This window comes from Paenibacillus taichungensis (genome assembly GCF_050994985.1).
Lineage (GTDB): Bacteria > Bacillota > Bacilli > Paenibacillales > Paenibacillaceae > Paenibacillus > Paenibacillus taichungensis.
This window is the reverse complement of sequence record NZ_CP194720.1, coordinates 1,260,010-1,276,358: the sequence shown is the minus strand read 5'-3', so window position 1 is coordinate 1,276,358 and position 16,349 is coordinate 1,260,010. Positions and strand designations below refer to the sequence as shown.

Below are 16,349 nucleotides of genomic sequence, written 5' to 3'. Positions count from 1 at the left end.
TCCAGGCGCACAAAAAAAGCATGCAAACACCTGCATGCCTTCTATTCTGACCCACGCTATTGCAGGCTATTGCTCATTCTTCTTGTTCAAAGCTTCATATAGAATCGCCAGATTCCGCTCAAGCGCGCTTACCAGCTGCTTACCAGCACCTTCTGGAAGAAGCCCTGCACGAACAGCAAAATCGACTTCCTTGGAGAACCCATACATCTGTGTATCCAATACTTCCTCATAGAGAGGGCAGTAGCGGGTAGCCAGATTCTCCATCTGTACTTCAATAAGCTTCTGTATTTTATCTGCATCTTCTTGAAGAAGACTGATCGCTTTCAAGTGCAACTGGTCCTGCAGATCAGATGAAGTCATGCATTTTTCCCCCCTATGTCCCAAAAATCGCGTAAAGACGTTCTACCTCTAATATTAGACGAAATCAGGAGCTAATACAAGAACCTGACCAAAATAACCATAGATCTTGAAGAGCTTTATTCCTGCCTAATCCCCCTATTTTACGGAGGTCTTGCCCTACACCTGAATTATCTCATGCAAAAAAAGCATCTCTGCCATAATAGGCAGAGATGCTTCTTAGTGCCATTACTCGGATGCGATACTTACGTTCAGTCCATGTTTGGCAAATACTTCTGACATAGCTACTTTGGCTTCAGCTGCATCCGGGCCATGAACATGCAGTTCATAGCTGTGCGTGCTGATCAGCGTTGTAAACAGTCCGAGAATACTTTTTACATCGATATACTTGTTCTCTGAATGAAGCACGATTGAAGAAGTAAACTTGCTCGCTGTTTGAGCAATTTCCACTACCGCTGCGTTATTACTCGACATAGGAATCCCTCCGTCTTTTCACTTTTGGTATCATCTATTAATTACCACTACATGATACCGTGAATCCGCTTTCCTAGCAACAGCAAAATACTGTTCCTACTTCAGACGATCCGGATTGAGGCATTCCAGCTCAGGAATAACGAAAATCCCGTCTTTACGGATCAATACATCATCAAAATAAATTTCGCCACCACCGTAGTCTGGACGCTGGATCAACACCAGATCCCAGTGAATGGAGGAACGGTTTCCGTTATCTGTTTCTTCATATGCCTGGCCTGGCGTAAAGTGCAAGCTGCCTGCAATTTTTTCATCAAACAGAATGTCCTTCATTGGGTGCAGGATATGTGGATTAAATCCAATTGCGAATTCTCCGATATGACGAGCGCCCTCATCTGAATTCAGAATTTCATTGATGCGGTCTGTATCGTTGCTTGTTGCTTCAACAATTTTACCGTCTTTAAACGTGAATTTAATATTTTCAAAAGTAATGCCGTTATACAACGTTGGCGCGTTATAACTAATCGTTCCGTTCACGGAATTACGTACAGGGGCACTGTACACTTCGCCATCCGGAATATTTTTTTGGCCAGAACATTTCTCTGCACCGATATCTTTAATGGAGAAGCTCAGGTCTGTTCCCGGTCCAGTGATGCGCACTTTGTCCGTACGTTTCATCAGATTAGCCAATGAATCCTGTGCTTTGTCCATTTTAGCGTAATCCAGGTTACATACGTCGAAGTAGAAATCTTCAAACGCTTCTGTGCTTGTATTCGCCAGCTGTGCCATACTTGCATTCGGGTAACGAAGCACAACCCATTTTGTATGTTTTACCCGTTGCTCGCTATGTACCGGATGGGAATAAAGTGAATTGTACATTTTCATTTTCTCTTCCGGTACATCGGACAGATCATTCACATTCTCCCCTGCACGGATCCCAATGTAACAATCCATTTGCTTCATCCGGTTCAGATCGATCTCTGCCCAGGTTTTCATCATTTCTTCTGTCGCATTTTTGAGCATGGCACGCTGTACTGTTTTGTCAGTCAGCTGTACAAAGACGTTACCGCCTTTTTTGCCTACTTCTTCAATAATTGCATTAATCAGATCCCGTTCTGTGCCAATCATCTCAACCAGCACATTCTCGCCGGGCTGTACATCTACAGAGTAGCCCACCAGATTGGCTGCGAGCTTCTGAATTCTTGGGTCCTTCATCGTGTAAACTCCTCCTGTCATCCGCCATCCCCTGAATTGAACAACGGTAAATTACGATACTATTGTAGCACGCTGCAACGATCCCGTCAGCAGGCTGCCCCACAACTTATCTATTCATAGGCCCTGAAGTTTACATCTGTGACAAGAGCTTCTTTATTCCTTTTGCTGTTCAGGTCCTTATAGCTCACCTGGCTTTCCGAGGAAAGTCGCAAGGGCAAGCTAGTTTTCCGATCTACGGTTAGGTGATACACCGTCTGTACCTCGGCCTGTTTCATCATCTCTTGCATTGATGTTTCCCCTTGCTCCCACACTTTGTTCAAATCCTTCTCCAGTTTCTCCTGACTACCTTCCTTAACCGTAGTAGCCTTGTGCATATACTCCGCCCGAATCGCATTCATCTCGTCGTTAAGCTGCGCGAGTGCCCAAGTTTTGGCATCTTTTGGCGCGAGTTCAATTCGCAGTATTTTTGTTCGACGGCCTGAACCGTACTCGGACTTTATCGTTTTTTCCATACGATCGATACTTTCCATTTGAGCGATAGGATTAAAACGGGACAACGAACCACGCAGGGGCTCATGTTGGGCAGTTAAAGCCATCCATTGTCCTTGTTTCCGTTCAAATGATGCACTGAATCCGCTCGGTTGCCCGTTATTGTTAACAGCAGCGGCATTTACTCCTTTTACTCCCGCTCCGGCAGCAGTCACAGCTCCAGGCAGCCTCGTTTGCAAGGTCAAACGATCATGATTCTCCAGCTTGCCTTCAAATTTAAACTGATTTTCGAACAGCCCGCTGCTTTCGCGTCGTAATCCCGCTTCCCCGTCAAAACTCAACTTTTCTTTGCCTGCAATTCCGGATAAAGCCAGTGAAAATAATTCCTCGGGGGTTCGATCTCGCTCTAACAATCCACAACCAGGAGCACACAACACAACAATGCTCAGAATCAACAATAGCCCACGTATATACCGACGGTTCAACATGTTCTATTCCACCTTTCCATCAAACTTTCTCCATAGCCTGCCCCTCCCTTATTTGCTTATACTTCCTTCCTTTGGCATCGCCTCATCAAAAAATAAAGAGAGGACGACTCCGCAATCGGAATAGTCCTCTCTTAACGTGTAACTTCCTGTTCTTCCATGACGATCCGATTTCGACCACCATGCTTCGCATCATACAAGGCCATATCAGCCCGGTAAAATAACGATTCCACACTAACCTTCTCATCCATCCAGTTCCATTCGGCAATACCGCTGGATACGGTCACGGAAGGCCTTGTCTCCTCAGCGACTCTGGTACGAATGATTTCTGCATATTCCAGTGCCTGACGAGCACCAATCTGAGGCATATAAATAGCCAGTTCTTCTCCACCCCATCTGGCACAGATATCCTCAGGCCGGACGGAACTCGTCACAATGTCACTCACCTGTTTTAATACCTGATCACCTGTTTGGTGCCCAAACGTATCATTCACCTGTTTAAACTGGTCAATATCCACGACAATGAGTGAACCACAGAATTCATGAGCCTGACGTTCATGGATCACACTATCCAGATAATGCCTCACATACAGTCCTGTCAGCATATCCAGGTTAGCCAAACGTCGTACCTCGGCGTGAAGCGTTGCATTGGAGAGAGCAAGTCCAATATGAATGGACAACATCTGCAGCAGACGGTAATTGTCATACGAAAAATACTGCTTTTTTGGATGTCCCAGCAAAATGGCACCCTTCACTTCACCATTCACCCGAAGGGGTGAAGCAATCAATGACATAGAACCAGTAAGATCCATGAAGACCGATGACACTCTATCGTATTTCGCATAATTGGATAGAATGAGCGGTTCTTCGGTTTGATACAGTAACCCTGCGATTCCATAATCCATTGGAAACGATTTGCGACCTAACTCATTCACATTGGAAGACATCACTTCAAAGTGATCCGTACTGTCATTCAGTTGAAGAATACAACATGATTCAGCCTGAAAGATGTCCTTTAACTCCTGCTCGGAGAATTGATAGATCTCCATCAGCTGTAGGCTTTTGTTCAAACGTTGTGTCAGATCGTTGATTAGACGAAGTTCCTGGATCAACATATTCGATTGCTCGTGCAGTTTGGCATTTTCAAAGGCAGTTCCTGCTGTATCCGCCATCATCGTAATGAGTTGGAGATCGGAATCTTCCATTAACTCCTCATTCATCTCAATATGAAATACACCATAGATCCCTTGTTTACCTTTTAGAGGAAGGCCAACCTCCAGAATGCGATGTTCACCTTCATCCGATCGAACAACTATGAGCTTGCCCTCCATGAACGATTGTACACAGATGTCTTCTCCCCGTTCATGTACAAGCAACGGTTTGATACGTGGGTTTAGGCTGCTCTGATCCTGAGACATATACAATGTCATACGAGTTGTTGGATATAAGTAGTCAATGCTGTCGAAGACTTCATCCAATATCGCGTCCACATCCATTTTGTCATGCATCCGTTGAACGATTTGGAAGAGAATCGACCTTCGGTGTTCTTCACGTGCCGTTTGTTCATGAGCATGTAATAGATCCGTCATAAATATGTATTCAAATCTTCGGTAAAAGCAGGTACGATAATGCAATGCCTCCGATCGAACAACGGCTTCAGACGTTTCATCTCGATGTTGCTCGTAGGTTACAGCAGTGAAGACAGCAAACATATCCTTATTTGTCCTGGAGAATAAAGGTTCAGCCATTAGATGGTACTCTCCATTTTCAGTGGTTCCACGTAACGACTGGGCCTGTCCCGTTTCAAGGCATTGCATCACAGTCGAATGTACATCGAGCAATGGAGCCCCATCATTGCCTTGCCCCATACAGATCCCTTCTGTATTCCATACGTTGTATATTATCGATGATCTGTCTGAGTGCGACCTCCGTTGGGCGTGCCAGTCGGTGTATGCTTGCTGCAGCAGGGTTCCCAAATATGAAAAATCAAAAGGTGTGATGTCCATTTTTTGCATCCAGAATACATGCGCTTCGTGAGGAGCGGCAGAAGATGCGGAATCGCCCGAACTTCGCGAATCCAAGCTGGCTGGTTTACTTCTTAGATGTTCTAACATGTCAGGCGCTCCTTTGCACCGTTTTTGCATCCACTCGGATGCATTAATCTGCAGACGTTATCGCAAACCTGCAAATCCTATGCGATAACCTTAATGTACAAGATCATTTAAAGTTAAGATACAATCTATTTTACTCTCTTTAAAGCATTTTTGCATCCATATTTCAGAAAATTGTCCCATTATTTTGGGCCTAAGGACCTATCGACAAATTTAGACGTTTTTTTGCTTTTATCACACGCTTGACTTTGGTTCTAGTAAACTGTAAAATAAATTGTTGATGAAGACTACTAATGGGTCTTTAAATTTGGGCATTACCGGTTGTGTCACCCTCATTCTTTTTGTTGCTTTCAGGACAGCGGCTGAACTTTTCTGATCGTCTTATGCGTGGCTTAGCCCGCATCAACAATTTGGAGCGCAAACAGAGCCCTATATGAACTTTAACTAAAAAGGAGCTACTTTAAACATGGCACGTTACACTGGTCCTAAATTTAAATTGAGCCGTCGCCTCGGCATTTCCCTGAGCGGAACAGGCAAAGAATTGAAACGTCCTTTCCCTCCAGGTCAGCACGGAGCTAACCAACGGAGAAAAATGAGCAACTACGGTATGCAATTGCAAGAAAAACAAAAACTGCGTCACATGTACGGTTTGGGCGAGAAGCAATTCCGCACTCTCTTTGCTAAAGCGCAAAAAATGCAAGGTATCGCAGGTGAAAACTTCATGTTCTTGCTTGAGAGCCGCCTTGATAACCTCGTATATCGCCTTGGATTCGCTAACTCCCGCGCTGGTTCGCGTCAGTTGGTATCCCACGGTCACGTAACTGTAAACGGCAAAAAAGTTGACATCGCTTCTTACCAAGTAAGCACTGGCGACGTTATCAGCCTGCGTGAAAGAAGCCGCGGTCTTTCTTCCGTTAAGGAAGCTTTGGAAAACCGTTCGCATCTTCCGGCATACGTAGAATTCAACGATACTGCTCTGGAAGGTAAATTTATTCGTTTGCCTGAGCGTTCGGAATTGTCCCAAGACATCGACGAAAAACAAATCGTCGAGTTCTACAACCGTTAATCGTTGTAATTTCATTAAGCTTCACACCAAACAGCTGTCCGAGATTTTCTCGGCAGCTGTTTTTTTTATTTTAAGAGAAACAAAGAACAAAAAAATGGAGTTCATGCCCCCTGTATCAAATGTATGGAATGGCCTCCTTCCTATAAATAGTCTATTTTCATCCAAACTCGATTCTCAAGACTTCCACGTTTTACTGAAATTCTCCATGACTTCTCATGATATGTAATTCAATTCCGCATGATATATATCATAAACCAAGAAAGAATGGCAATTTTCGACCATTGCTTGTATTTCTCAGGCATGCAAACCAGCCTTTTTATGCTATAATAAGTGCTGTTAAAAGGAGGAAGACACTGAATGGTTGATGTTAATAAGAAAAAGCCCGATGAACAGCCTGCCCGCAAGCGCAGCTTCGCCCGCAGACTGGGTAGTTTCGTCAAATGGATGGTTGTCCTGGGATTCATGGGGGTACTATTTGTAGGCGGTGCTCTGATGGGATACGTCAGTTCCATTGTGAAAGACGAACCCGTCCGTTCAAGGGCGCTGATTGAACAAAAAGTCAGCGAAAACTCCATCACAGGCTTTGCTTACTTTGCCGACGGCAGCCCGATCGGTCAATTACGAACAGAAGAAGACAGGCGTCCGGTCACCTTTGACCAGATTCCGCAGAACGTTATTGATGCAGTCATTTCGATTGAAGACAATCATTTTTACGAACATAAAGGTGTAGACATGAGCGGAACGCTCCGTGCCGTGAAACAGAAAGTGTTAAAAGAATCTGTTCAAACTGGCGGTAGCACACTGACTCAGCAATTGGCCCGGCGTGTATTCCTCAATCTGGATCGAACCGAGGACCGGAAAGTGAAAGAAATATTACTTTCGCTCCGACTCGAACGTTTCCTGACCAAAGACGAAATTATGACAGCGTATCTGAACAAGGTTCCTTTTGGTAACGGCTCCAGTGGATATAATGTATATGGAGTCAAGGCAGCTGCCAAAGGACTGTTCAATATTAATGATTTGAGCACATTAAACACAGCTCAGGCTGCTTATCTGGCAGGATTGCCTCAGCTCCCCTCCTCTTATTCTGCCTTTAATGGAAAAGGCGACTTTGTTGAGGACAATTTTGAGCGTGCAATCAATCGTCAGCATCTGGTCTTGCGCCGTATGCTGGAACTGGGCAAAATTAATCAATCCGAGTATGACGAAGCTCTTGCTTTTGACATCAAGAGTTCACTCGCACCCAAAACCATCAAAGCTTACAATACTTATCCATACCTTATGATGGAAACAGAGCGTCAAGCTGCACAGATTCTAATGCAACTCAATTCGGATAAAGCTGAAGGCACGGATGCCAAAGCGGATACAGCCAAGGATACGGATACAGATACACCGCAAAAAGAAAGCAGTGTCCTGCTGGAAGAAGCTCAGCAGCAATTGCGTACAGGTGGATATCGTATCTACACGACGATCAACAAGAGTATCTACAAAACGATGCGTACTATTGCCGAAGATGACAGTAATTTCGCTGCTGACGATCCCGTGAAGGGAAAAGAACAGACTGCTGCCATGTTGATCAATCACAAAACAGGCGCCATTCTCGGCATGATTGAAGGCCGTGATTTCCAGGATGAACAGATGAACTATGCAACCCAGATGGTGCGTCAGCCAGGTTCAACTATGAAACCTATTGCTGCTTATCTGCCTGCACTGGATGAAGGGCTTGTTCAACCAGCTTCCATTATTGATGATTCACCGATAATTCTGAAGGACGGCCAGACTGGATTCCATATTCCGAAAAATGCCAACAATCGCTACCAGGGACTTGTGACTGCCCGTAGAGCACTCAACTACTCGCTGAATGTTCCGGCGCTGAAGCTGTTCAACGAAGATGTTGGTATCGACAAATCATGGGCTTTCGCCAAGAAGCTTGGGATTACCACCATCCAGCCGATTGACTACCAAGCCCAGACTGGTGTACTTGGAGGACTTCAGTACGGTGTTACCGTTGAAGAGCTCACCAATGCCTATGGATCCATTGCCAACAATGGTGTGTACAATGATTCCTATATGATTAGCAAAATTGTAGACTCAAAAGGAAATATCGTATATAAACACGATGCAGAACCTGTTCAAGCTTTCTCAGAACAGACGGCTTACCTGATGACAGATATGCTTCGCACCGTTATTACGGAAGGTACAGCCGATAAAGTTCGTGAAAATTACAAGTACTCCAAGAGTGTGCCTATCGTAGGCAAAACGGGTTCAACTCAAAACTACGCCGATGTTTGGTTTGAAGGCTATACACCGGATGTCACGTTGGGTGTATGGGTTGGATACAAACAGCCGGTAAACACGCTGGAGACCAAATCACAGAAGAAACGTGCACAGCAGCTGTGGACGCAAATCATGAATCAAGTCATCGCTACAGACAAAGAGATGTTCGTAACAGATTCGTTCAAGAAACCATCCGGGATCGAGACACGAACTGTATCGGCTTATAGCGGCAAATTGCCAACATCTCTGACTGACAGATTTGTCACTGATATTTTCAATAGCAAATTTGTGCCGAAAGACAGCGATGATGGCGTCGCAAAAGCCAAATATATCACTTACAATGGTGTCAACTACATTCCGCGTGATGGAACACCTGGAGATATGACGAAAGAGAAAACGGTCGTTAAGCGCAAGAAACCGATCTCTGATCTCATCAAGGAACTACAAAGTGCATTCTCACGCATGAGTCGTCACGAATCACTTGCATATTACCTGCCGGAAGATGCCGATGCAGACATGCCGACACAGATCGATCCAAGAACCGATAACGGCAAAGCACCGGATGCACCAGGCAATGTGAGAATTTCCGTTGCCAATGGAAACGCCGTGATTACGTTTAATGCAACACCGGAAAGTGACGTGGTTGGTTATCGCCTGTATCGCTCAGTAAATGGCGCCGGATTCCAGAATCAGGGGCAGGTTGTCCTGACAGGTGAGTCCAGATCATTTACCGCATATGCACAGGGTGGAAACTTTGCGTTCTACGTCACAGCAGTAGATGTAGCGGGTCGTGAGTCTGCTCCTAGCGCAGCAGTTAGCAGTGCGGGAATGGTAGAACCTCCTGCAGATGAAGAAATAAATGAACCGATTAATGTTCCGGGAACAGTCGTTACACCGGAAGACTCTCAGAATGAGAATACCGCATCTACGGCTCCGGCTACACCGGGCCAAGTGAGCGTGTCAGCGCTCTCCCAAGGACTGCGCATTCAGTGGGCCTCCAATCCGGAATCGGATGGCGTTCAAAGTTATGCTGTATATTTTAGTGAAACAGGGGCAGCCCCTTACACCAAAATTGGCACAACTTCAGGTACCTCCATGGACTACGGAGTGCCTGCATCCACCAGTGGATGGTTCAAGGTATCCGCCAGCAACAGCATAGGCGAATCCGAGCCGTCCGGAGCCGTGCATTTCCAACCGTAATACAGAGTTACCATAGCTCCACTCTTAACCCCATTCTCGCATCATGAGGATGGGGTTTTGTTATTCGTGCATAATCCAAAGTAAAAAAGCCTGATCCGTAAGTGAGACACGGATCAGGCTTTTTATTGGAATCATGGGGCAAGCAGACACGTAGCATCTGCTGGTTTATACTTTAGTCTTCAATGGTCGATAGATCGCCTGTCGGCAGATCCAACTCCCAAGCTTTCAACACACGGCGCATAATCTTGCCGGAGCGGGTCTTGGGCAGTTTATCCTTGAACTCAATCTCACGCGGAGCGGCATGAGCAGACAAGCCTTCTTTTACAAATCGATAGATCTCTTCCTTCAGCTCCGGTGTCGGCTCATACCCCTCACGCAGTGCCACAAAGGCCTTAATGATCTCTCCGCGAGTTACATCCGGTTTGCCGATAACGCCCGCCTCTGCTACCGCAGGGTGCTCTACGAGCTTGCTCTCCACTTCAAAGGGGCCAATGCGTTCGCCTGAAGAGTTAATGACATCATCAATCCGGCCCTGGAACCAAAAGTAGCCATCTTCGTCCATATAAGCGGAATCACCGGATACATACCAGCCAGAAAGTCGGAAGTACTCCTCGTATTTGGCCGGATTATTCCAGATCTTCGCCATCATGGACGGCCAGGAAGTACGAATAGCCAGGTTACCCATACTGTATGGCGGCAGTTCCTGTCCTCGATCGTCAATAATGGCGGCTTCAATCCCCGGTAATGGACGACCCATGGAACCTGGTTTAATTGGCATGCCCGGGTAGTTACAGATTAACTGTCCACCCGTCTCCGTCATCCACCATGTATCATGAATTCGCTGTCCATAGGCTTTCCAGCCCCAACGGACCACCTCGGGATTAAGCGGTTCGCCAACAGACATGACGTGACGGAGACTGCTCAGATCATGCTGGGCAATGGTCTCTTCGCCCGCCCCCATCAACATTCGGAAAGCCGTCGGCGCACTGTACCATACGCTAACTTTATTTTTCTCAATGGTGCTGTACCAGTCTTGCGGACTGAAACGTCCTCCACGAATAACGTTGGTCACCCCATTCAACCAGGGTGCAAAGATCCCGTAGGATGTACCTGTGACCCAACCCGGATCAGCTGTGCACCAGTATACGTCATCCTCGCGCAAATCGAGTACAACCTTGCCGGTGTAATAATGCTGAATCATCGCATTCTGCACATGATATACACCTTTCGGTTTACCTGTAGAGCCGGATGTATAGTGAATCAGCAGACCGTCTTCGCGAGTCAGCCACTCCACTTCCATATCATCCGAAGCTGCCGACATCTCTGCATCAAAGTCGATGAGTCCTTCTTCCGTCTGTGGACCACCACCCACAACAAAGATATGCTTCAGTTCCGGCAACTCGGAACGTTTGATTCGTCCCAGCAATTGAGGGGTCGTCACCAGGGCTACAGCTCCGCTATCCTCCAGTCGGTCTTTCACCGCAGTTTCCATAAAGGCTTCAAATAGCGGACCTGCAACAGCCCCAACCTTCAATATGCCCAACAGACTAAAATAGAGCTCAGGACTGCGTGGCATAAAAATAAATACCCGATCACTTTTAGCAATGCCATATTTACGCAGGACGTTACCGAAGCGACTCGACTGCTCACTCAAGTCAGCAAACGTGTATGCCTCTTCACGCGAAGCATCACTGTATAATAGCGCCGTTCTCCCGCCTCTTCCTTCCAGCACATGACGATCTATCGCTTCATGCGCCATGTTGACTTTCCCGCTGGCGTGCCACGTAAAGTGCTTTTCAACCGATTCCCAATCAAACCGGCTTCGGGCCTCCGTGTAATCGCCCAGATTAGATTCAGACACAACCGTTTGCAGCATCTCACCATGTGCTTGACTCATGCTTGCCAGCCTCCTTCAACTCGACATTTCGATTCCCAATATGGGTCACTTCTGATTGCCTTTGTGTTGACTGAACTTCCAGTTAGCGCTTACATTAGTAGAGAGAACTTCTCATCATGTACTTGCCCAGGCCAAACCGATGAACCCAAACTGCAGTTGAATTGTGAACATTTTTTGTCTACGCAATTATAGCAAATCTTTTCAATCATCGTCTATGGCTTTTCAAATTTTTGGTTTTTTGCTATAAGTAGGGGGAGAGAGGAGCATGAACTATGGAGCATATTAAGGAGCATCATATGCGTTCCATCTTCAAGTCCGGCCACCGAATCATCATTGAGGGACCAGTTCAGGCCGAGACGATTACGCAGCTTGAATTTCATTCCGATCTGGATGCCTTCCGGCGCCCTTCGGAACAACAGGAGGCATTGGCCGAAATTGCCGCTTTGCCTGAAGGTCGAATCATCATTGCACGGGAGAATGAAACCATTGTCGGTTATGTGACTTTCCATTATGCAGATGAATGCGAACGTTGGTCGGAAGGCAATATGACCGATCTAATTGAGCTGGGCGCCATTGAGGTTGCGGATTCCTATCGCTCTCTCGGGATCGGGCGCGAAATGCTGCTCACCGCGTTTGAAAATGGACAGATGGAGAAATATATCATATTCACAACGGAATATTACTGGCATTGGGATTTGAAGGGCAGTGCCCTTTCCGTATGGGATTACCGCAAGATGATGGAAAAATTGATGCAAACCGTAGACATGACTTGGTACGCCACCGATGATCCCGAGATTTGTTCACATCCAGCGAACTGCCTCATGGTCCGCATTGGCAGCCAAGTACCCTTGGAATCGGAAGAACAGTTCGACCGCGTTCGATTCCGCCATCGGTTTATGTACTAATTACGAATTCGCATGAAAGATTCCGAATACGTATACATAGAAAAACCGCCTCTTCGCGAACAGGTTCATCATGGATGATCTGAAAGGAGGAAGCGGTTTTTGTTGTTTTTAAGCCTATACCATGCTCAACATGCGTATACCTTATGGGGTTACATATGTTCCAGCATATGTTCCACAATACGGTGAGAGCGCTGGGAAGACTCCACAGTAAACTCGGCAAAGTTCACATGTGCTGATCCATCTGCTTTGTCAGACATTGCGCGAAGTATAACGAACGGAACACGGTTCATGAAGCTTACTTGCGCTACGGCAGCTCCCTCCATCTCCGCACATGCCCCATTCATTTCGGTATACAGCATTTTCACCGTATCCTTGTTTGCAATGAATTGATCTCCTGACAGCACTTTGCCGATCAGATAGTTCGCTCCTTGCGCTTTGCAGGCTTCTTCAGCTAACGCAATAAGGGATGCTTCCGCCGGAAAGGCGGACGTCTCCTGGTAAGGAATAACCCCGCGCTCAAATCCAAGTGGAGTCACATCCATATCATGCTGTACACATTCGGACGAGATGACCATATCTCCAATGTTCAACTCCGGATTAACTGCACCCGCAACACCCGTGAAAATAATACGGTTAACCTGAAAACGATCAATTAAAATCTGTGTCGTCACAGCTGCATTTACTTTACCCACGCCTGATTTGCAGACCACAATCTGTTTACCCAGCCATTCACCTGCGACATAGGTAATACCGGTTTGTTTTACAGTCTCTAGTTGCTTCATACCAGCTAAGAGAAGTTCTACTTCCTCATCCATTGCACCAATGATACCGATCGTTTCACGCATGTTATGACCTCCTATATAGCATTCTGCATTCTTCATGTAAACCTGGACTCGTTTCCCTCCAAGTATGTTTTTAGTCTACGTCCAAAACCCATTCAGCACAAAAGCTCCGTTTCCGGAGCTTCCGTCATTCCACTATGTAGAGAGAATGCCTTCTCCCTTTCTTAAACCATTTCCATTTCAATCGGAAATGACGATGAATCATCCAAGCCTGTATTTAAACTACGTCTGCATGGCTTACAGACAGACGAAGAATCGTTTCATGCGGCAAAATAACCCGTGGGTTTTCCACATTTTCTTTCTTCATAAGCTTGGTCAGCAAACGCATTGCTACAGCGCCCAGGTCATACATCGGTTGAGCTACAGTAGTCAACTGAGGGCGGACCATGGAAGCCATACGAATGTTATCCACACTGATGATGGAGAAGTCATCCGGTACCTTCAGACCTTCATCCTGAATGCTGTGAATAGCACCAATTGCCATCTCATCTGTTGCAGCAAAGATTGCCGATGGTTTTTTCTTCAAACCGAGGAAATACTTCATCGCTTCCACACCAGACTCATAACGATAGTTACCAATGCGTACGAGATCCTCCTGATATTCCATACCTGCTGCTTCAAGCGCTTTCTTGTACCCTTGGAAACGAGCATAACCGTTGGCAGGATCTTGCAGTGTACCACTGATCATTGCGATTTCCTTGTGTCCATGACGGATCAACGTATTTACAGCGTCAAATGCCGCTGCTTCATGATCGATATCTACAGAAGGGTACGTGCCCTTCTCGTCACTTGTTGCACAGAGAACAATCGGCACAGCCGCTGATTGGAACGCCTGAATATGCTCGTCCGTCACAGTTCCACCCATGAAGAGCAGACCGTCCACTTGTTTCTCGAGCAACGTGTTAATTACACGAATTTCTTTTTCTTTCTTCTTATCCGCGTTACACAAAATAATGTTGTAGTGATACATATTCGCAATATCTTCAATTCCGCGGGCAATCTCTGCAAAGGTTGAGTTCGAAATGTCCGGAATAACGACCCCGACCGTGGTTGTCTTCTTGCTCGCCAAGCCTCTGGCTACCGCATTCGGACGATATCCCAACCGATCGATGGCTTCATATACTTTTTTGCGTGTCTGTGGCTTAACATTAGGGTTATTATTAACAACCCGTGATACCGTTGCCATAGAGACACCGGCCTCACGTGCCACATCATAAATGGTTACCGTCACAGTACTTCTCTCCATTACCAGTAAATTTTCATACCATTTTCATTAAGATTTATATTACGACAAATTTATGCATTAATCAATTAAAATAGGCTTTAGGACTCACGCAGTGCATTCGTGATTGTGGTTGAAGTAATATTCGAGTGGGAAGTATGCCATACAGGAATTCCCTTTTTGACTAGAATCGCCTGCGGAGATTCGTGCTTAACACCCAGCTTGTCCGCTGCTTCATTGGACACAGGGCGATCTTCCACTACATAAATGATACCGTATTTCACTTGTTCACTTGGACTATTTTGCAAATAATCGTTCATCTCCTGATAAGCATTCGCGCTGATCGGGCAGCGTGTACTGTGCTTAAACAGAAGCAAGGGTTGATCCTCGGTAGCCTCCACTGCGGAGTTTAGCTGTTCAATACTTGTCATTTTAGTCATGTCAGCCATTTGATATACATCCCCCTTTACCAGGATTACCGCTATGTTGAGCGTTTTCACTCTACGATATCTTAACAAAAAGCGGGCGAAAAAGCCAATTTTCATGAAAACAAGCATTTTGCACGTCAAAATTAGACAGCATTCGAGAAGTGCGCCTGCCATACAAAGCCGGATAATTGACCTAATCTGCGCTGTGTTGTCTCGATCCATTCTTGATCATTAGATTTTTGAGCATAGCCCATAATATCCAGCAGAAGGTTAATTCTCTCCTCCACAGCACGTTGCATCCGATGCTCCATCTCACGATCCGAAGCGTCCGGCCAGGCCAACAATTGTTCATGGAAGAGGTCCGCAAGTTCATTACGCGCTCCAAACGATACATCCTGTTTCGCTGGCTGTTCGCCGAGTGTACTGATGCACTCTTTCAAATCCGGCTTGACCGGCTGAAGAACCTCATAGGAAACACAGTCTGTACAAGCAAATACAGGTACGTTACGAATCTCCACCTTTTTGGCATATACCACCGTTCTTAATTCCAATTCCATTACATGTCCGCATCTGCACGTCTTACGCACAGTCATCACCTCATTCGTTCTATACTCTTATATAGATACCATTCGACCTATTTCCGCTCAAATCCTGCTATAAACCATAGGTTGCACAAATTACCACCGTCTCCAGAAGAAGGTTGTCGAATGTAGGCATTCATTGAGTTGTAATCGCTTCCCTTCTGGCGAGATTGCATGACGATGAAGTCACCATGAGAATCTGTTACAATAAAGACGCTATGTGCTAATTACCGCAAAAGGAGAGATGATGATGAGATTAACAGGCAAAAAAGTCATCGCCCTGGTCGATGAAGAATTCGAAGATCTAGAACTGTGGTATCCGGTGCATCGTGTCCGTGAAGAAGGTGCTGAGGTGCATCTCGCAGGAGAGAAAAAAGGCAAAACCTACATTGGTAAATATGGTGTTCCCGCCGAAGCGGAATACAGTTTTGATGAATTGGATAGTTCAAACTATGATGGTATTCTTGTACCCGGGGGCTGGGCACCAGACAAGCTTCGTCGCTACCCCAAAGTACTTGAGCTCGTCAAGGAAATGCATGCGGATCGTAAGCCGATTGGACAGATCTGTCACGCAGGCTGGGTACTGATATCCGCCAAAATACTGGACGGGGTTACGGTCACATCTACACCGGGTATCCGGGATGATATGGAAAATGCCGGAGCCATCTGGAAAGATGAAGCCGTTGTTGTGGATGGACACATCATTTCAGCTCGTCGTCCACCTGACCTTCCGCCATATGGCAAAGCATTCTGCGATGCACTTGCTGAAAAATAAAACAAAACCCCGCGCCAATGGCGTGGGG

Annotated in this window: 14 protein-coding genes; 4 read left to right on the top strand and 10 right to left on the bottom strand. The window is 46.1% G+C overall.

Annotation, left to right across the window (positions count from 1 at the left end; genetic code table 11):
• Positions 1-66: 66 nt before the first annotated feature.
• From ACR1R9_RS05905 to ACR1R9_RS05885, 5 genes are all read right to left on the bottom strand, one after another.
• The gene (locus tag ACR1R9_RS05905) at positions 67-360 is read right to left on the bottom strand and encodes a YlaN family protein (RefSeq protein ID WP_024631139.1); all 294 of its coding nucleotides are present in this window, start codon (positions 358-360) and stop codon (positions 67-69) included.
• Between the two features lie 225 nt (positions 361-585).
• Positions 586-831, bottom strand: coding sequence for an HPr family phosphocarrier protein (locus ACR1R9_RS05900; RefSeq protein ID WP_433921521.1), 246 nt, complete (start codon positions 829-831; stop codon positions 586-588).
• Between the two features lie 96 nt (positions 832-927).
• On the bottom strand, positions 928-2,043 hold the full coding sequence (locus ACR1R9_RS05895) for an aminopeptidase (protein ID WP_175383119.1): 1,116 nt from the start codon (positions 2,041-2,043) through the stop codon (positions 928-930).
• A 110-nt stretch (positions 2,044-2,153) separates the two neighbouring features.
• Positions 2,154-3,020, bottom strand: coding sequence for a hypothetical protein (locus ACR1R9_RS05890; RefSeq protein WP_433921522.1), 867 nt, complete (start codon positions 3,018-3,020; stop codon positions 2,154-2,156).
• Between the two features lie 131 nt (positions 3,021-3,151).
• Positions 3,152-5,131, bottom strand: a complete 1,980-nt coding sequence (locus ACR1R9_RS05885) for a diguanylate cyclase (protein WP_433921523.1) — start codon at positions 5,129-5,131, stop codon at positions 3,152-3,154.
• A gap of 463 nt (positions 5,132-5,594) precedes the next feature.
• Here ACR1R9_RS05885 and rpsD point away from each other — a divergent pair, with 463 nt between their 5' ends.
• Both rpsD and ACR1R9_RS05875 read left to right on the top strand, forming a co-directional pair.
• Positions 5,595-6,194: a 30S ribosomal protein S4 gene (gene rpsD, locus ACR1R9_RS05880; RefSeq protein WP_076288214.1), complete on the top strand. Its 600-nt coding sequence runs from the start codon at positions 5,595-5,597 to the stop codon at positions 6,192-6,194.
• 357 nt (positions 6,195-6,551) lie between these two features.
• Positions 6,552-9,671: a transglycosylase domain-containing protein gene (locus tag ACR1R9_RS05875; RefSeq protein WP_433921524.1), complete on the top strand. Its 3,120-nt coding sequence runs from the start codon at positions 6,552-6,554 to the stop codon at positions 9,669-9,671.
• A 172-nt stretch (positions 9,672-9,843) separates the two neighbouring features.
• On the opposite strand, the gene acsA is transcribed toward ACR1R9_RS05875, so the two are convergent.
• Complete coding sequence (gene acsA, locus ACR1R9_RS05870; protein ID WP_099858262.1) at positions 9,844-11,568, bottom strand: acetate--CoA ligase; 1,725 nt, start codon at positions 11,566-11,568, stop codon at positions 9,844-9,846.
• Between the two features lie 272 nt (positions 11,569-11,840).
• On the opposite strand from acsA, the gene ACR1R9_RS05865 reads away from it, so the two are divergent.
• On the top strand, positions 11,841-12,473 hold the full coding sequence (locus ACR1R9_RS05865) for a GNAT family N-acetyltransferase (protein WP_076288211.1): 633 nt from the start codon (positions 11,841-11,843) through the stop codon (positions 12,471-12,473).
• Between the two features lie 149 nt (positions 12,474-12,622).
• On the opposite strand, the gene ACR1R9_RS05860 is transcribed toward ACR1R9_RS05865, so the two are convergent.
• From ACR1R9_RS05860 to ACR1R9_RS05845, 4 genes are all read right to left on the bottom strand, one after another.
• Positions 12,623-13,318, bottom strand: coding sequence for a 5'-methylthioadenosine/adenosylhomocysteine nucleosidase (locus ACR1R9_RS05860; protein WP_099858263.1), 696 nt, complete (start codon positions 13,316-13,318; stop codon positions 12,623-12,625).
• Between the two features lie 214 nt (positions 13,319-13,532).
• On the bottom strand, positions 13,533-14,546 hold the full coding sequence (gene ccpA, locus ACR1R9_RS05855) for a catabolite control protein A (RefSeq protein WP_024631149.1): 1,014 nt from the start codon (positions 14,544-14,546) through the stop codon (positions 13,533-13,535).
• Between the two features lie 92 nt (positions 14,547-14,638).
• Positions 14,639-14,986 (bottom strand): bacillithiol system redox-active protein YtxJ, encoded by a 348-nt coding sequence (gene ytxJ, locus ACR1R9_RS05850; RefSeq protein ID WP_076288209.1) that lies wholly within the window; start codon positions 14,984-14,986, stop codon positions 14,639-14,641.
• 122 nt (positions 14,987-15,108) lie between these two features.
• Positions 15,109-15,516, bottom strand: coding sequence for a hypothetical protein (locus ACR1R9_RS05845; RefSeq protein WP_143813570.1), 408 nt, complete (start codon positions 15,514-15,516; stop codon positions 15,109-15,111).
• A 277-nt stretch (positions 15,517-15,793) separates the two neighbouring features.
• On the opposite strand from ACR1R9_RS05845, the gene ACR1R9_RS05840 reads away from it, so the two are divergent.
• Complete coding sequence (locus ACR1R9_RS05840) at positions 15,794-16,321, top strand: type 1 glutamine amidotransferase domain-containing protein (protein WP_076288207.1); 528 nt, start codon at positions 15,794-15,796, stop codon at positions 16,319-16,321.
• Positions 16,322-16,349: the final 28 nt, after the last annotated feature.